Origin of the sequence: Streptomyces sp. NPDC048270 (genome assembly GCF_040652335.1) — a bacterium.
Lineage (GTDB): Bacteria > Actinomycetota > Actinomycetes > Streptomycetales > Streptomycetaceae > Streptomyces.
This window is the reverse complement of the sequence record NZ_JBEZLV010000030.1, coordinates 75,017-94,203: the sequence shown is the minus strand read 5'-3', so window position 1 is coordinate 94,203 and position 19,187 is coordinate 75,017. Positions and strand designations below refer to the sequence as shown.

Below are 19,187 nucleotides of genomic sequence, written 5' to 3'. Positions count from 1 at the left end.
GAGCGGGCCCAGGCCCATCGAGACGGTCGGGAACTCCCAGAAGTCCGGCATCAGCCGCGGGTGCGGGTAGCTCGAAAGGCCGTACGGCGCCTTCGCCGCGCCGCAGGCCCCGGCAGGGCCGGCGGCCCCCGCGTCGGCCCCGGCCGCCGGCCCGGCCCCGGCCCGGCCGTACGCCGCGGCCGCTGAGGCCCCCGCGCCGGGTACGGCCGACGCCGCGGGAACCGCACCCGCCCCGGCGGCGGTGTCCGGCTCCGGGCCGGCGAGCCCCGGCGAGCCGGCGGTCCCGGCGGGGCAGGCGGAGGGTGCGCCCGGGTTCGTCGACGTGCTCTGCGCGGAGGAGCGGGCCGCGTTCAAGGACGGTGCCTGGAACCTGCGCCCGTCCTCCCCGGCCGAACCCGTCCTGCCGCTCCCGGCCACCGGCGCCGCCCCCGCCGCCCGGCACCTCGCGCGGGCCAGCAGCCGCGGGTTCGCCCCCGTACCCCTCCCGTACGCCGCCCTGTGCGCCCTGCTCGAGCGGCTGCGGGCGAGTGACGACCACGGCCGTGAGCGCCGCGGCTACCCCTCGGCAGGAGACACCTACGCCGTCCAGGCCTACCTGTCCGTGCGCGCCGGCGCCGTCGAGGCGCTGGCCGGCGGGGTCTACTACTACGACCCCCACGCGCACGCGCTGCGCCTGGTCAACCCCGACCCCGCCCTCGACCGGTCCGCGCACTTCTTCTACAACCGGCCGCTCTTCGACCAGGCGGCGTTCGAGCTCTACCTGATCAGCCAGCCCAAGGGCATAGCCCCGCTCTACGGCCCGGACGCGGAGCGCTTCCTGCTGCTGGAAGCGGGCTACGCCGGACAGCTCCTGATGGAGGCCCAGCAGGACACCGGGGTCGGCCTGTGCCCCATCGGCAGCGTGGCCTTCGACGCGGTCCGCGGCCGGCTGCGGCTGGACGACGGCCAGCGGTTCCTCCAGTCCTTCCTCGGCGGCCCCCTCGCCGACCGCCCCGCCCGCCCCGCCGCGGACACCCCGACGCCCGGCCGCCCGGCCGCCACCACCCCCGTCGCCGTGATCGGCCTCGCCGGGCGCTACCCGGACGCCGCCTCGCCCGACGAGCTCTGGCGCAACCTCGCGGCCGGCCGCCGCTCGATCGCCGCCCCGAGCGCGGCCCGCGCCGCGGACGTCGGCGCCGTGCCCGGCGGGTACCTCGACGACATCGACGGCTTCGACGGCGCACTGTTCCGGCTCTCGCCCGCCGAGGCCGCCACCCTCGATCCGCAACTGCGCCAGCTGCTGCACGCCGTCCGGCAGTGCCTCGAGGACGCCGGGCACACCGCGGGCTCCCTGCGCCGGGCCGCCCCGCGCGTCGGCGTCTACGTGGCCACCATGTGGAACGACCACCAGCACGTCGGCGCCGCCGACTGGGAGCGCACCGGCCGGGCCGAGGTCTCGGCCATCGCCTCGGACATCCCCAACCGGATCTCGCACGCCTTCGGCTTCCGCGGCCCCAGCATCGCCGTCAACACCTCCTGCTCCTCCTCCCTCACCGCGCTGCACCTCGCCGTCGAGGCCCTGCACCGGGGCGACTGCGACGCGGCGGTCGTGGGGGCGGCCAACCTGATCGCCCACCCGTACCACACGGCCGTGCTCGAAGGACTCGGGCTCGTCGCCCAGGACGGCGTCGCGGGCGCCTTCGACGACTCCGCGAGCGGCTGGTCCCCCGGCGAGGGGGTGGGGGCGCTGCTGCTGCGCCGGGCCGAGGACGCGCGCCGCGACGCGGACCACGTGCACGGCATCGTCGAAGGCACCTGGATCGACTTCGCCGGCGGCTCGGGGTCGGGCGGCTCGGGCCGTTTCGGAGCCCCCGATGTGACGGCCTTCCGGGACGCGATGGCCCGCGCCCTGGACCGGGCCGGCGTCACCGTCGACGAGGTCTCGTACGTCGAATGCGCGGCCACCGGCGCCGCCTTCGCCGACGCCGCCGAAGTCGAGGCGCTCGGGGAGCTGTTCCGTCCCCGCGCGGGCGGACCGGTCCTGATCGGTACGGTGAAATCCGCCATCGGGCACCTGGAGGCCGCCTCCGGCCTGGCCCAGGTCACCAAGACCCTGCTCCAGCTGCGCCACCGCGGCATCGCTCCGACCCCGACCGCCGGCCGCCTCAGCCGGCTGGTCGACTGGGACGCCCTGCCCGTACGGCTCGCGGACCGGGCCACGCCCTGGCGTTCGCCGGACGCCGCCGCCCCCCTGCGGGCCCTGGTCAACGCGGCCGGGGCGACCGGTTCGCTCGCCCACGCGGTGATCCGCTCGGCGACGGCCGAGGAGCTCGCCCCGGCCACCGGCCGCACCCCGAACGGCCCGCTCCTCGCGGTGCTCTCGGGCCGGGACGGGGAAGGCCTGCGCGGCGCGGCGCAGCGGTTGGCCGACCACCTGCGCACCGCGGAGCCCGACCCCGCCGACCTGGCGTACACCCTGCAGACCGGGCGCACCCACCACGCGCACCGGCTGGTCCTCGACTGCTCCGGGGGCCTGCCCGCCCTGCGGGCCGCGCTCGCCGGCCACCTGGCGGGCGGCCACCCGGCCGCGCCCGAGGCCGGGCCGGGCGCGGCCTGGCTGGCGGGCGAGGAGGTGGACTGGTCCGCGTACTGGGCCGTCCCGGCGCGCCGGGTGCCGCTGCCCACCGAACCGTTCCCGGCCGCCGGCCCGGCCCGTCCGCACCCGGGGCCCGCGCCGGACCGGGCCCCGGGTGCTGCGGACGCGGCGGACGCGGCCCGGATCGAACGGCGGCTGGTACGGCTCTACGCCCGGGCGGCCGGCCTGCCGGAGGACGGTATCGGCGCGCACACGCCGCTGGAGCAGTACGGCCTCACCTCCTTCCTGGTGGCGCGGCTCAACGCGGACCTGCGCGAGGAGTTCGGGGTCACCTCGGCCACGGTGTTCTTCGAACAGCGGGACCTGGCCGGCGTGGCCCGGAGCATCGCGGCCCACACCACCGCCCGCACCACCGCCCATACCGCCGCCCGCAGCGCCGCCCACATCACCGAGGGCGCTGCCGGGGCCGACGACGCCATCGCCGTGATCGGCCTCGCCGGGCGCTACCCGGGCGCGCCCACCCCGCAGGCGCTCTGGCAGCACCTGCTGGGCGGCGCGGACCTGGTCACCGGGCTGCCCGCCGAACGGCGCACCGGACGGCCGGGGGAGGAGCTGATGCAGGGCGGCTTCCTGGACGCGGTGTCCGGCTTCGACCCGCTGCTCTTCGGCATCACCCCGCACGACGCCGACCTGATGGACCCCCAGGAACGGCTGCTGCTGGAGGTGGTGTGGGAGACCCTGGAGGACGCGGGCCACCCCAGGGACCGGCTGCGCCGGGCCCACGCCTCCCGGGTCGGCGTCTTCGTCGGCTCGATGCACAACGAGTACCCCTACTTCGGGGTCGAGCGCACGCTCACCGGTACACCCGTCGCCACCGGCTCGACACCGGCGGGCATCGCCAACCGGGTCTCGTACTTCCTGGACGCGCACGGCCCCAGCCTGACCGTCGACACGATGTGCTCGTCCTCGCTGACCGCGGTCCACCTCGCCGTGCGCAGCCTGCGCGACGGCGAGTGCGCGGTGGCCCTGGCCGCCGGGGTCAACCTCTCGCTGCACCCGAACAAGTACGTGCAGCAGCGCGCGATGGGCATGACCTCCTCCGACCACCGCTGCCGGGGCTTCGGCGCGGGCGGCGACGGCTTCGTGCCGGCCGAGGCGGTCGGAGCGGTGCTGCTCAAGCCGCTGGCCCGGGCCCTCGCGGACGGGGACCGGATCCACGGCGTCGTCAAGGGCACGGCCGTCAACCACGGCGGCCGTACCAACGGCTACACCGTGCCCGATCCGGCCGCGCAGGGCCGGGTGGTGGCCGAGGCCCTCGCGCGCTCCGGCGTGCCGGCCGGGACGGTGGGGTACGTCGAGGCGCACGGCACCGGTACGGCGCTCGGCGACCCGGTGGAGATCGCCGGCCTCCAGCAGGCCTTCGGCGCACTGGCACCGGGGTCCGTGGCCCTCGGGACGCTCAAGTCCAACATCGGCCACGCGGAGGCGGCGGCCGGCATCGCCGGGCTGACGAAGGTGCTGCTGCAGATGCGGCACGGGGTGCTGGTCCCCTCGCTGCACGCCGACGAGCTCAATCCGGCGATCGACTGGGCGGCTTCGCCGTTCCGGGTGCAGCGGGCGGTGGCCGAGTGGCCCCGGCCGGCCGGGGCCCCGCGCCGCGCCGGGATCAGCTCGTTCGGCGCCGGCGGGTCGAACGCGCACGTGGTGGTGGAGGAGTACCCGCAGCCCCCGTACCGACCGGACCGGCCGGCGGCAGCGGGCGAACAGCAGCTGGTGGTGCTGTCGGGACGCACCGAGGAGGCGCTGACCGCCGTCGCCGGCCGGCTGGCCGTGCACCTGCGGGAGGCCGGGTCCGGGCACGCTCCGGGCGGGGCGGCGCCGGCGGACCTCGCGGACCTCGCGCACACCAGTCGGACCGGCCGGGAGGAACTGCGCGAGCGGCTCGCCCTGGTCGTCTCCTCCGTGCCCGAACTGGCCGACCGGCTCGCCGCGTTCGCGGCCGGGCGGGGAGCGGCCGAGCTGCGCGGACGGGTGGCGGGACCATCCGGTCCCGGGGTGCCCGCCGAGCGGGTCGACCCGGCCGGGCACGAGCTCGAAGAGCTCGGCCGCCGCTGGGTCACCGGCACCGGCTGGGACTGGCAGGCCCTGCCGGACACCGCCCGGCGCCGCATCGTCCCGATGCCCGCCTACCCCTTCGCGTCCCGCCGCCACTGGCTCCCGCAGCCGCCCGAGCGGTACGTGCCCCCGGGCGCGGCGGCGGTCGGGGACGCACCCGCCTCCGGGCCGGGAGCGACCCCCGACGCCGTACGGACCGCCGGCCCGACCGCGGCCCCGGAACCCGCACGGACGACCGGGCCTGCGCCGGCCTCCGGCTTCGTGCCGGCCTCCGGCTTCGTGCCGGCCTCCGGCTCCGTGCCGGCCTCCGGCTTCGTGCCGGCGTCGGGGTCCGTGCCGGCCTCTGGCTTCGTGCCGGCCTCCGGGTCCGTGCCGGCGTCGGGGTCCGTGCCGGCCTCTGGCTTCGTGCCGGCCTCCGGCTCCGTGCCGGCGTCGGGGTCCGTGCCGGCCTTGGGACCCGTACAGCCGGTCGGGAGCCCGCCGGCCGGCGGAGCCGCACCGGCCGATTCGTTCGCGCCGGGCGTCGCCTCCGTACCGGCCTCCGGGGCCGTGCGGGCCGTCGGGAGCGCACCGGCCGGCGGAAACGTGCCCGGCTCCCGGCCCGCACCGGCCTTCGCGGCCGTACCGGTCGCCGGGGCGGTCCCGGCCGTCGCGTGGGATGCGCTGTCGGCTCCGCCGGAGGCCATCGGTGTGCCGTTGCGCGTGCGCCGGTGGGAGGCGGCCTCGGCCGGAGCGGCCTCGGCCGGAGCGGCGCCGCGTGGGACGGTGGCCGTGCTCGCCGGCCCGGGGAGCGCGGTGCTCGCCGCGCGCACCGTGGAGCTGCTCGGTGCACAGGCCGACTGCGTGCTGCTCCGCGAGGGCCCCGGCGGGCAGGCCTTCCACGACGAGGCCTCCGCCCTGCGGGAACTCGCCGCGCTGCCCGGCCTCAGCGGGCTGCTGGACCTGACCGACGTGGACCGGCCGGACGGGGGCCCCGGCCCGTGGACGGCCCGGATCGCGATGCTCCAGGAGCTGATCCGCGGCCACCGGGGCGAACTGCGCGTGCTCCAGGTGACCCAGGGCCTCCAGGACCTGCCGGGCGTCAGGCCCTCGCTCGCCGGCTCCCGCGTCGCGGGATTCGTCCGGATGCTCGGTGCGGAGTACCCGAGGGTCCGGGCGACCCACCTGGACACCGATCTGCCCCTGCCCGAGGCGATCGTCGCGGAGTGGCGGTCCGCCGAGCCCGCCGCCGAGGTGTGCCACCGGAGCGGGCAGCGGCTGCTCCCGCGGTGGACCGAGCTAGCCGGGGCCGCCCCGGCGCCGTTCCTCGCCGATCCGGACCGCGCGTACCTGGTCACCGGCGGCACGCGCGGCCTCGGTTCCACCGTCGCCCGCCACCTCGTGGCCCGCGGCGCCCGGCGGATCGCCCTGACCTGCCTGCGCGAGCTGCCCGCACGCGAGCGCTGGGACGACCCCGGGCTGCCCGCCGCGACCGCCGAGGCGGTGGCCACGATCCGCGAGCTGGAGCGGGCGGGCGCCCGGGTGAGGGTGTTCACCGGAGCGCTGTCCGGCCGGGCCCGGCTGTCGGCCTTCCTCGCGGAGGTCCGGACCGGCCTCGGGCCGGTCGGCGGCGTGGTGCACTGCGCGGGTCTCGGCTCCCGGGGCCCGGCCGCCTTCGTCCACAAGCGGTCCGAGGACATACGCGAGGTGTTCGAGCCGAAGACGGACGGCCTGGAGACCCTCGCCGAACTCTGCGGCGCGGACCGGCCGGACTTCTTCGTCCTCTTCTCGTCGGTCTCCTCGGCCCTGCCCGGGCTGGCGGCGGGGATGAGCGACTACGCGGCGGCCAACACCGCGTCGGACTTCGTGGCGGGCCACCTGGCCCGGCTCGGCCGGCCCCGGGTCCGCGCCGTGCAGTGGCCGGTCTGGGCGGACGGCTCCGCCGGGGAGGCGGCGCGGGCGGCCGGCCGGGCCGCCGGGATCGGAGTGCTGTCCACGGCGGACGGACTCGCCGTCCTGGACCGGGCGATGACGACGGACGGCCCGCCGCTGCTGCTGCCCGCCCCGCCGGTGGAGGCTCCACCCGTGGCGGCGACCGGGCGGTCGGCGGCGACCGGTCCGGTGCAGGTACCCGCGTGGCTGGCCGAGGTGTTCGAGGCGGTGGCCGGCGTCCCGCGCGAGGAGCTGGAGCCGACCGCTTCCTTCGCGGAACTCGGCGTCGAATCCGTCATGTTGGGAGAGCTGGTGGTGCAGATCGAGCACCGCACCGGACAGCCGCTGGAACCGGCGGCGCTGCTGGAGCACGACACGCCGCAGGCCCTCGCCGCCCACCTGGCGCGCACCCTCCCGGCGGCGACCGCCATCTCCCTCGAACACGTGGAGCCTGTGGAGGAGCCCGCTGACCTCACGGAACCGGTGGACCCCGTCGTGCAGCGGGATGCCGAGCCGAAGGAGCGGCCGGGGCACTCGCCGGCACCGGGCGACGACCGGATCGCCGTCATCGGCATGGCCTGCCGGTTCCCCGGCGCCCCCGGCCTCGACGCGTTCTGGGAGCAGTTGGCCGCCGGGGCGGACGCCGTCACCGAGGTGCCGGCCGGCCGCTGGGACACCGCACGCCTCTACCGCCCCGCGTTCGAGCCCGGCCGCAGCATCAGCCGCTGGGGAGGATTCCTCGAGGGGATCGAGGATTTCGACCCCGACCACTTCGGCATGAGCGAGGAGGAGGCCACCGGTCTCGACCCGGCGGTGCGGCTGTTCCTCGAAGGCGCGGAGTGCGCCGTACGGGACGCGGGCTATCCGGACGGGGAACTCGCCGGCCGCGCCATCGGGGTCTTCGCCGGGGCCCGGATGTCGGGGTACCGGCACCGGGCCGGGGCCGGGGGCCCGGCGGGGCTCGGCGGGGACCAGAACTTCATCGCCGCCCGGGTCGCCCACCAGTACGACCTGCACGGTCCGGCGATGGTGGTGGACAGCGCCTGCTCCTCCGCGCTGGTCGCCGTCCAGCTCGCCTGCCGCAGCCTGCTGGCGGGGGAGTCCGAGCTGGCCCTGGCCGGCGCCGTGGAAGTACTCCTGGACGAGGAGCCCTACCTGGAGTTCAGCGCCGCCAAGGCGCTCTCCCCGTCCGGCCGCTGCCGGACCTTCGACGAGCGGGCGGACGGCTTCGTGCCCGGCGAGGGCTGCGGGGTGCTGCTGCTGAAGCGGCTCGACACGGCGCTGCGCGACGGAGACCGCATCCACGCGGTCATCGACGCGGTGGCGGTCAACAACGACGGCCGGACGATGGGCCTGACCACCCCGAACCCCAAGGCCCAGGCGGCCGTGGTGCGCCGGGCCCTGGCCGACGCCGGCCTGCGGCCCGCCGAGATCGGCATGGTCGAGGCGCACGGCACCGCGACCCTGATCGGCGACCCGATCGAACTCCGGGCCCTGACCGATGCCTTCCGGGACGGTACGGACAGCGCGTCCGCCCCGGAGGGGAACGGGCGCTGTGCGATCGGCAGCGTGAAGTCCAACCTGGGCCACCTGCTGAGCGCGGCCGGGATCGCCGGGCTGATCAAGGCACTGCTGGCGGTGGAGCACGCGGCGATCCCGCCCACCCTCGGCTGCGAGCGCCCCAACCCGCGCTTCGACCTCAGCACTTCACCGTTCAGGGTCAACACCGAACTCTCCTCCTGGCCGGCCGGCGCCCGTCGGATCGCGGGCGTCAGCGCCTTCGGACTCGGCGGCACCAACGCCCACGCGATCGTCGGCGAACTCGACCGGGAGCGCCGGGCCCGGTACCGCCCGACCCGGCACCCACTGCCCGAACCAGAGTTCAAGCGGCGCCGGTACTGGCTGGACCGCGCGCCGCACGCGCCGTTCCCGGAGGAGCCGTTCGCGGACGGGCCGTTCGCGGACGGGCCGTTCCCGGACGGACCGTTCGCGGACGGGCCGTTCCCGGCCGACCCCGGGCCGGTGGCCTCCATTCTCGACCTCCGATTCGCCGGTGACGACGAAACGGTCCCAGAACTCGGGCGAAGGGGAACACGACCGTGACCGACCGACCGATCGAGTGTCGCGTGGTACTGACCGACACCGACTTCATCATGCGCAACCACCACGTGCACGGGGTCTCGGTCATGCCCGGCGTGACCTTCCTGGACATCCTGCTGCGGATCCTGCGCAGCCAGGGACTCGACCACGAACGGGCCGTGTTCCGCCGGATCCTGTTCACCGAGGCGGTCGCCACCACCGAGGGCATGGACCGAGAGATGCGGATCACCCTCGGCCCGGCGGACGGGTCGGGGGTGCGCCCGGTGACGGTGGACAGCCGCTGGTCGGCCGTCCCCGGTTCGCCGTGGCGGCAGAACCTCACCGCCGTCCTCACCTTCGAGCCCGGCGGCGGTCCGGGCGGCACGGCGCAGCCGGAGGCGATCGACCTCGGCGCCCTGCGGGCCGGCGCGGTCCGCACCACCGACATGGCCGAGCTGTACGCCCGCGCCCGGGACGAGAACATCCGGCACGGTCCCGCGATGGCCTGCCACGGCTCGCTGCACATCGGCGACGGCTACCTGCTGGCAGAGCTGAGCACCGGCGCCGCCGCCCCCGACGCCCGCGACTTCCACCTGCACCCCGCGCTGCTCGACGCGGCCACCATCGCCGCGTACGGCCAGACCGAGGCGGTCTCGCGCGAGCCGTTCATCCCGGTCTACATCGCCCGGTTCAGGGCTCCCCGGCCGCTCGGCCGGAAGGTCCACCTGTACGTGCCGGGCGTCGAGCGCCTGGCGGACTCCGGCGACGTGATCCGCAGCGACTACGGTCTGTACGACGAACAGGGCCTGCTGCTCGCGGAGTTCGGCGAACTCACCTGCAAGCGCATCCGCCGCCCCGACCTGATCACCCGGCTGCTCGACGAGCCCAGGGCGCAGCCAGGGCCCATCCGCGCCGGTGCCGGTGCCGCTGCCGCTCCGGGCTCGGGCCGCAGCGCCGCCCCGGACCCCGGTCCCGTCGCGGACGTCGACACGGGCGCGGCCCCCGGCGTGGGTACGGGCCCCGGCGTGGGTACGGGCCGAGCCGCCGACCCCGTGGCCGCGTACACCGCGCACGTGCGCCGCATGGTCGGCGACGCGCTCGGTCTGGACCCGGCCGAGGTCGGCAGCGGTACCGGGTTCTACGAACTCGGTCTGGATTCGGCCGACTTGGTGCGCATCAGCGGGCTTCTGGAGGAGACGGTCGGCAGCCCGCTCTACCCCACCCTCCTCTTCGAGTTCACCGACATAGACAGCCTCGCCGCCCACCTCGCCGCAACCCACCCCCGAGCCGCGACCGCCACCCCGGCTCCCGCCCCGGCGGTCCCCACAGCGTCGGCGCTTGCCTCCGCCACTTTGGCTGCCGCGCCAACAGCCTCCACCGCGTCGGCCTCCACCGCGTCGGCCTCCGCCGCGTCGGCCTCCGCCACCCCGGGCCCCGCAACTTCGGCTGCCGCGCCAACAGCCTCCGCCGCGTCGGCCTCCGCCAGCCCGGCCCCCGCCCCGGCGCCCTCCCGGTCCGCCGCGGCCGAAGGCCCCGCGGCCACCGCCCTGTTCCGGCCGCGGTGGTACCCGGCTCCGGCCACCGCCCGGCCCCTGCCGGACGGCGACCTCGTCCTCTTCGCCCCCGACGGAGAACCGGACGGCCTGACGGCCGAGCTCGCCGTCCAGGCGCAGGGCGCCACGGTCGTCCGGGTCGGCCCGGGACCGGTCTTCGAGCAGACCGGAACCACCGGGTACCGCCTCGACGGGGCCGACCCCGCGCAGTGGGACCTGCTCTGGTCGGCGCTCGACGCCCGCGGTGTCCGCCCGGCAGCCGTGGTCGTCCCGGCCGCTCCCGCTCCCGCGCCCGCCGCCGGCACCGGCCCCGACGCACCGGCCCGTACGGTGCTGCGCCTGGCCCGGTCCGTACTCGCCCGCCCGGCGCGGGCGACGGCACCGGCGATCCTCTTCGTCCACCCCACCCCGGACGGCGGCGCGGCCCCGGAGCACCTGGCGGTCGGTGCGCTCGCCCGGTGCGTCACGGCCGAGGCCCCCGCGCTGGTGTGCCGGGCGGTCGGCGTCGACCGCTGGACGGCCGAAGCCGTCACCGCGGCCGTCCTCGTCGAACTCGCCGCCGAGGACGCCGGCCCCCAGTCCCGGCACCTGGCGGGCCGCCGGGAACGGCGAGGCCTGGCACCCCACACGCCGCCCGGCACCGACCGGCCCGCCGCCGCGGCCGTCCCGCCGCTCAAACGGCACGGCGTCTACGTGCTGACGGGCGGGGGCGGGGCCCTCGCGAGCGCCCTCGCGACCCACCTCGCCGAGCGGTACGCGGCGCGGATCGCGCTGATCGGCCGCCGCCCCATGGGTCCCGAACTGGCGGCCCGGGCCGACGGCTGGCGCGCCCTCGGCGCCGAGGTCGCGTACCTGACGGCCGACGTCACCCGCCTCGCGGACGTGGAGGCGGCGCTCGCCCTGGCCCGCGAACGGTTCGGGTCGCTCGACGGCGTGTTCCACACCGCCGGGGTCACCGCGGACTCCCTGTTCCGCAACAAGCCGGACGACGCGCCCGCGGCGGTGGTCCTGCCCAAGGCCCTCGGCGCCGTGCACCTCGACCGCGCGACGGCCGGGGATCCGCTCGACCTGTTCGTGCTGTACTCCTCGCTCTCCGCCTCCCAGGCCACCCCCGGCCAGAGCGACTACGCCTTCGCCAACGCCTGGCTGGAGCACTTCGCCGAGGCCCGCGCCGCCCGTGCGGACGCACCGGGTCGCACCCACGCCATCGGCTGGCCGATGTGGGCCGAGGGCGGCATGCGGCTCACCCCGGCCGCGGTCGAGCACTCCCGCCGGACCCGGGGCACCTGGCCGATGCCCACCGCCGACGGGCTGGACCTGCTGGAGCGCGTCCTGGCCGGCCCCGACGGCGCGACGGTGGCGGTGTACGGCGCCCCGGACCGCATCGCACGCCCCTTCGCGGACGCGGACGCGGCTCCTGAGACGGACCGGCCCCTGAGGCCGGTCCCGACGCCGACCGCGCCCGCGTCAGCGGTCACCGCAGCCTCCGCGAAAGCCGCCCCGGCGCCCACCCACACCCCTGCCGCCCCCGCGACCCATGCCCCCGATCCCGAGGGGGACGCCGTAGCGGTCATCGGCCTCGCCGGCGCGTACCCGCAGGCACCGGACCTCGACATCTTCTGGCGCAACCTCGCCGAGGGCAGGGACAGCATCACGACCGTCCCCGAGGAACGCTGGGACCACAGCGGCTACTTCGCCCCCGAACGCGGCCGGCCCGGCTCCACGTACAGCAGATGGGGCGGCTTCCTCGACGGCGTGGACCTCTTCGACCGGGAGTTCTTCGGCATCTCGCGGCGCGACGCCGAGCGGATGGACCCGCAGGAGCGCCTCTTCCTCACCACCTGCTGGCGCGCCCTGGAGGACGCCGGCCGCCCGGCGCACACCCTCGCGGACGAGACGGTCGGCGTCTTCGCCGGCGTCATGTGGAACCACTACCAGCTCTTCCAGGACCAGGGCGTGGCTCCGACCGCCATGCACGCGGCCGTCCCGAACCGCGTCTCGTACGCCTTCGGCCTGACCGGACCGAGCATGGCCGTCGACACCGCCTGCTCGTCCTCGCTGACCGCCGTCCACCTCGCGGTGGAGAGCCTGCGCCGGGGAGAGAGCAGCCTGGCCCTGGCGGGCGGGGTGAACGTCACCGTCCATCCGCAGAAGTACCTCCAGCTCGCGCAGGGGCAGTTCCTCTCCGACGACGGCCGCTGCCGGAGCTTCGGCGCCGGAGCCACCGGCTACGTACCGGGGGAGGGCGTGGGCGCGGTCCTCCTCAAGCCGCTGCGCCGGGCCCTCGCGGACGGCGACCACATCCACGGTGTCATCCGGGCGTCGGCCGTCAACCACAGCGGCCGCACCAGCGGTTTCACCGTGCCCAGCCCCGACTCGCAGGCCGCGCTGATCCGTACGGCCCTAGGCCGCTCCGGGGTGGACCCCGGCACGATCGGCTACATCGAGGCCCACGGCACGGGCACGTCGCTCGGCGACCCGGTGGAGATCGAGGGGCTCCGCCAGGCGTTCGCCGGCACCGGCACCGGCACCGGCACCGGTAGCGGCACGGCGGCGGGCGGCTGCGCGGTGGGATCGGTCAAATCCAACATCGGACACCTGGAGAGCGCCGCGGGCATCGCCGGCCTGACCAAAGTGCTGCTGCAACTGCGGCACCGCCGGCTCGTCCCCTCCCTGCACTCCCGCGAGCTCAACCCGCACCTCGACCTGGCCGGTTCGCCGCTGCGCATCCAGCGCCGGGCCGAGGAGTGGGCCCGGCCGGCCGACGGCTCGCCCCGCCGGGCGGGGATCAGCGCCTTCGGGGCCGGGGGCGCGGGCGCGCACCTGGTGGTGGAGGAGTACGACAGCGTCCCCCGGCCGGTGCGCGGCGCCGGCGGCCCGCTGCTCTTCGTCCTCTCGGCGCCGGACGCGGCCGCGCTGCGCGGGTACGCGCGCTCCGTACGGGCGCACCTCGACGGGGGGCCCGGGCCCGCCGCCGACGGCGCGGGCCGGACCGGGGCGCTCGTGCGGCTGGCCGCCGGACTGCTCGGGGTCAGGGAGGACCAGGTCGACCCGGACGCCTGGCTGGGCGATCTGGGCCTCGACCCGTCCAGTCTGCTGGAGCTGGCACGCCGGATCGGGGAGGAACTGGCCTTCGAGGTACCGCCGGACGCGCTCGCGCCCGACGGCTCGCTGCGGCAGATCGCCAAGCTGGCGGCGGCGGGCGGCCCCGCGCCGGGGGCCGGGCCCGATCCGGCCGATCTCGCCTACACCCTGCAGGTCGGCCGCACGCCACGGCCCCACCGGCTGGCCGTGGTCACGGACGGCCGGGCCTCCGGGCTGGACGGTCTGCGGGCGGCGCTCGACGGCTTCCTGGCGGGCGCGGCGCCGGAGGACGCCGGCTACGTCATGGGCGGCCCGGACGAACAGCACGTGACGGGTACGGCGGGTGCGGCGGGTGCGGCGGGGCGGCCCTCACCGGAGGAGTGCGCGGCGCTCTTCCGGCAGGGCCGGCTGCGGGACCTGGCCGCGGCCTGGGCGGCCGGCGCGGAGGTGCGCTGGCACGAGGTACACGCGGCGCCCGGCCGGGACGGCGGGCCGGCGGGGCGGCGGATCCCGCTGCCCACGCACCCGCTGACCGAGGAGAGGTGCTGGCTCGGGCAGTGGCGGGGCGGGTCGAATGGGCCGGTCGCCGCCGAGGACGGCAGGGGAGAGGCGGAGCGGGTGCGGGTGCGGGGGACGGCGAGCGGTGCGGAGCCGGGGAGCGGGCCCGGCCGGGCGACGGCCGGACGGTATCCGGCGCAGCGGGCCGCGGGCCCGCTCCCCGAGGACGGGCCCGCGGTCGAACTGCGGATCCTGGACCCGGGCATCGCGCTGGTGGTCATGCGCAGCGGCAGCAACATGTTCACCGAGGAGACCGTCCGCGGCCTGGAGGCCGCCTTCGCGGAGCTGGGCGCGGACGAGAACGTCAAGGCCGTGGTGCTGACGGGCGCGGGCCCCGCGTTCAGCATGGGCGGCACACCCGAGGCCCTGGAGCAACTCGCCGGCGGCCGGGGCAGCTTCACGGACGTGCCTTTCCTCTACGAGGGGCTGCTGACCTGCGACCGCCCGGTGATCGCGGCGCTGTCCGGGCACGCGTCGGGCGGCGGGCTGATGTTCGGCCTGCACGCCGACATGGTCCTGATGGCGCGCGAGGGGATGTACGCGGCCAGCTTCCTCAAGTACGGGTTCACGCCGGGCATGGGCGCGACGTACGTCCTGGAGCGCCGGTTCGGGCGGTCGCTGGCGACCGAGATGTTCTACACGGGCAGGCCGTTCAGCGGTGCCGAACTGGAGCGGCGCGGTGCGCAGGTCACGTTCCTGCCGCGCGACGAGGTGCTGTCGGCCGCGCTGGACCTGGCCCGCGCGATCGCGTCCCAGCCGGTGCTGCCGGTCCGCGCCCTGAAACGGGAGCTGGCCGGCCGCACCCTCCCCGCCCTGACCGAGACGGTCACCCGCGAGGCCGCCCTCCACCGCGCGGTCCTCGGCCAGGACTCACTCCACCGGGTCCACGCCCACACGGCCAAAGTCCAGGCCTACACCCACCCACCCCACCCCACCGAACCCCAGCCCCTGGCCCCGGCGGTGCCCGGGGACCGGCCCTTGGCCGCGGCTGCGGCCTCGGTCCCGGCTGCGGCCCCGGGCTCGATCCCGGCGCCGCCCTGGGACCAGCCCCTGACTGCGGCCTCGGGCTTGGCCCCGGCGCCGCCCGGGGTACAGCCTCCGGCTGCGGCTGCGGCTGCGGCCCCGGGCCCGGTCCCGGCGCCGCCCTGGGACCAGCCCCTGGCTGCGGCCTCGGGCTTGGCCCCGGCTGCCGCGTGGGCCCCGGCCGCGGTCGCGGTCCCCGCCGAGGCTTCGGTGCCGGCCTCGGGCTCGGTGCTCCTCCCCGGCTCCACCCCTGCCGTGGCACCGGCCTCGGTCCCGGCGCCGCCCCAGGTCCAGGCCCCGGTCGCGGCCTCGGGGCCGGGGCCGCACCCCGGCCCGGCCCCGGTCGTGGCTCCGCAGGCGGGGGCGGTTGCCGCGGCGCAGTCGGGCTCGGGTGCCGGGGGGCCGGAGCGGGACGTCGTCATCGGCGTGGTGATGGAGACGCTGTGCGGACACCTGTACCTCGAGCGGAGCGAGATCGACCCCCAACTCACCTTCAGTGAGATGGGCGTCGACTCGCTGGGCGCGGTGGAGATCGTCCGCGATCTCAATCAACACTTCGGCCTCGACCTGGACTCGGTGGCGGTCTACGACCACCCGACCCTCGACCGGCTGGCCGACTTCGTCGACGCGGAGTCCGCCCGCGCCCGCGCCCTGCACGCCGCCGCGGTCCTCCCGTACGCCCCACCTGCCCCCGCCGAGGCGGCCGCGCCTCCTGCCCCCGCCGAGGCTTTGTACGCCGCCCCGGCCGACACCGCGACTCCGTACGCCGCGCCCGCCGCTCCCGGAGCCGCCTACGCCCTGCCCGTCGACCCCGAGGCTTCGTACGCGCCGCCAGCTGATGCCGTGCCTCCGTACGCCGCGCCCGCCGCTCCCGGAGCCGCCTACGCCCCGCCCGTCGACCCCGAGGCTTCGTACGCGCCGCCGGCTGATGCCGTGCCTCCGTACGCCCGGCCCGCCGACGCCAGGGCCCCGTACGCCCCGTCCGCCGACGCCGACGCCGCGTCCGCCCCCGCCGGGACGCGCGGGGCCGGGGCCTCGGGTGGGCTTTCGGCGGGGGGCGTCGCACAGGCCCCGGCCGACCGGTCCGGTGACGGGCCATCGCCGGACCGGTCGGCCGGTTCACCGCCGCCGTTGGTGATCCGCCCCGCCGGGGCGAACGGCGGGCCCGGGCCGGTGACCCTCGCCCCGGTCCGCCCGACAGCCGGCACGGCAAGGACCCCCGACACGGCAAGGACCCCCGACACGGCAAGGACCCCCGACACGGCAAGGACCCCCGACACGGCAAGGACCCCCGGCACGGCAAGGACCCCCGACACGGCAAGGGCCGCCGGCAAGGCCACCGCCCCGGTCGACATCGCCGTCATCGGTGCCTCCGGCCGCTTCCCCGACGCCCCCGACCTGTCCGCCTTCTGGTCCAACCTGCTCGCCGGCCGCAGCAGCGTCCGCGAAGTGCCCGCCGAGCGCTGGGACATCGCCGAGCACTACGACCCCGACCGCCGCGCCGAAGGCCGTACCTACAGCAAATGGGCCGCGCTGCTCGACGACGTCGACCTGTTCGACGCGGCTTTCTTCCACCTCTCGCCGATGGAGGCCGAGCAGATGGACCCGCAGCAGCGCCTCTTCCTCCAGGAGGCCTGGTCGGCCCTGGAGGACGCGGGCTACGCGGTGCCCGGCCCGGAACGGGCGAGCTGCGGGGTGTTCGTCGGCTCCGGTGCGGGCGACTACCTGCGGCTGCTGGAGGCGAACGGCCAGGACGGCACCGGCCAGGCGTTCCTCGGCAACTCGCCCTCCATCCTGGCGGCGCGGATCGCCTACCACCTCAACCTCGGCGGCCCGGCCGTCGCGATCGACACCGCCTGCTCCTCCTCGCTGGTGGCCGTGCACGAGGCCGTCGCCGCGATCAGGGCCGGCGAGTGCGAGACGGCCGTGGCCGGCGGCGTCGCGGTGATGCTGACGCCGCGGATGCACGTCTGGACCAGCAGCACGGGCATGCTGTCGCCCACCGGCCGCTGCGCACCCTTCGACGCCTCCGCCGACGGCATCGTGCTCGGCGAGGGCGTCGGCGCGGTGGTGCTCAAGCCCCTGGACCGCGCGCTGGCCGACGGCGACACCGTGTACGCGGTGATCAAGGCGACCGGCACCAACAGCGACGGCCGGACCAACGGCATCACCGCGCCCAGCGCCGACTCGCAGGCGGCGCTCCTGGCGGACGTCCACCGGCGGGCCGGCCTCGGCCCGGACGAGATCGGGTACGTGGAGGCGCACGGCACCGGCACGGTGCTCGGCGACCCGATCGAGGTGAAGGCCCTCACCCGGGTCTTCCGCGACCGGGACGAGTCGGCCGGCGCCTGCCACCTGGGCTCGGTCAAGTCCAACATCGGGCACACCACGCTGGCTTCGGGCATCGCCGGCTTCCTCAAGGTCGTGCTCGGTCTGCGGGCCGGGCAGATCCCGCCGTCGCTGAACTTCACCACGCCCAACCCGAAGATCGACTTCGAGGGCGGGCCGTTCCGGGTCGCCACCGCTCCGACGCCCTGGCGGCCCGGGCCGTCCGGTCTGCGGGTGGGCGCGGTGAGCAGCTTCGGCTTCAGCGGGACCAACGCGCACGTGGTGCTGACCGAGGCCCCGCCGCAGGCCGCGTCCGCGGCCGGACAGGCGGCCGACGAGGCCGTCGTACTGCCCCTCTCGGCCCGTACGGCCGTCGCCCTGAACCAGCGGGTACGGCAGCTGGCGGGTCGGCTGACGGAGCGGCACGCCCTGGGCGACACGGCCCGGACGCTCGCCGTGTCCCGCGCGCACTTCCCCGTCCGGGCGGCCTTCGTGGTCCGCAGCGCCGCCGAACTGCGCGAACAGGTCGAGGAGTTCCTGACCGGCGGCCGGCCGGCCGTGGACGGCCACGGCGAGCGGCTGCGGCAGCTCGCGGAGGACTACCTGGCGGGCCGGGAGGTCGACTGGGCGGCCGCGCACGCGGGCCGCCCGCGCCGCAACGTCCCCCTCCCCACCTACCCCTTCGCCCGCACCAGCCACTGGACCACACCCCCGGCCACTCCGGCCACCTCGGCCACCCCGGCCACTCCGGCCGCCTCGGCTGCCCCGGCCACTCCGGCTACGTCGGCTGGCCCGGTCGCTCCGGCTACCCCGGCTACGTCGGCTGGCCCGGTCGCTCCGGCTACCTCCAACGCTCCGGCTGCTCCGGCCACCTCGGTCGCTCCGGTTACCTCGGCTGCCCCGGCCGCTCCGGCCACCTCGGCCGCCCCGGCTCCAAAGCCCGTGATGCCCGTTGCGCCCCCGGGCGCCTCCGCGGCCGCCGGCTCCGTGCCCGCCGTCACCGGCGAGGTGACCGGCGCGGGCCCCGCCGCCGCGGCCGGGGGGCCGCCCCGCGGGATCGCCCGGCCCGCCGCCGTTGCCGCGGCATCCGCCCGTGTCCCCTCCGTGTCCGCTCCCGTGGCCGAGGCGACCGCCGACTCCGTGTCCACCCCGTCCCCGGCCCATCCCCTGCTGGTCTGCCGCCCGACCTGGTACGAGGACGAGCACGCGGCGGATGCCGCCGCGGCGGGCGGCCGGCTCCCCGTCGGCGCCGCGGGCCGGCGGGTCGCGGTGGCGCACGCCGAGGGGGACGGGCCCCTCGCCGACGCGCTGACCGCACTCCACCCGCACGACGAGGTGGTCCGCATCCCGCTCGGCGGAGCCACCCCCGCCCCCGGCCCGTTCGACGTGCTCTACGTCCTCGCCGGCCGGGCAGGGGCCGTGCCGGAACTCGCCGACACCGCGCCCACCGGCGACCCCGTCACCCTGGCCGTGTTCTACCTGCTCAAGCAACTGCTCCGGTTCGGCCAGGCGGCGCGGCCGCTCGCCGTGACCTTCGTCGTGCACGGCGTCCTGCCGGTCACCGCGCAGGACCGGCCCCAGCCGCACGGCGCCGGCCTGATCGGCCTCTCGCGCACGGTGGCGGCCGAGTACCCCCGCTGGCGGGTGGACTGCGTCGACATCGACCCGGACGGCCCCGCCGCCGATCCGGCCCGCGCGGCCCGCCGGATCGCCGCCGAGGACGGCACGCACCCCGTGGTGGCCCTGCGCGGTGAGCGCCGGTACCTGCGCCGCTTCGAGCCCGTCCCGGAGCGGTCCGCCGGACCGGCGCCCGCCCCGCGCGACGGCGGTGTGTACCTGGTGGTCGGCGGGTCCGGCGGCCTGGGCCGGGCGGTGAGCGAGCGCCTGGCGGCCGTGCACGGGGCGCGGCTGGTGTGGCTCGGCCGCAGGCCCGGCGACGACCCGCAGGTGCGGGCCGGAGC

At 77.1% G+C, this 19,187-nt stretch carries 2 protein-coding genes and 1 pseudogene (1 of these 3 cut by a window edge); 2 read left to right on the top strand and 1 reads right to left on the bottom strand.

Annotation, left to right across the window (positions count from 1 at the left end; all coding sequences use genetic code 11):
• Positions 1-354: pseudogene (locus tag AB0D66_RS24680) on the bottom strand (hypothetical protein); the annotation flags it as partial.
• Between AB0D66_RS24680 and AB0D66_RS24675 the strand changes: the two are divergent.
• Both AB0D66_RS24675 and AB0D66_RS24670 read left to right on the top strand, forming a co-directional pair.
• Positions 323-8,704 (top strand): SDR family NAD(P)-dependent oxidoreductase, encoded by an 8,382-nt coding sequence (locus tag AB0D66_RS24675; protein WP_362307426.1) that lies wholly within the window; start codon positions 323-325, stop codon positions 8,702-8,704. The pseudogene AB0D66_RS24680 and the gene AB0D66_RS24675 sit on opposite strands and share 32 nt — an antisense overlap.
• Positions 8,701-19,187: the start of an SDR family NAD(P)-dependent oxidoreductase gene (locus tag AB0D66_RS24670; protein ID WP_362307423.1), read on the top strand. The gene runs 11,161 nt beyond the window's last position; the window shows 10,487 of its 21,648 coding nt (coding positions 1-10,487); it begins with the start codon at positions 8,701-8,703; the stop codon falls past the right edge of the window. The genes AB0D66_RS24675 and AB0D66_RS24670 overlap by 4 nt, the downstream gene beginning before the upstream one ends.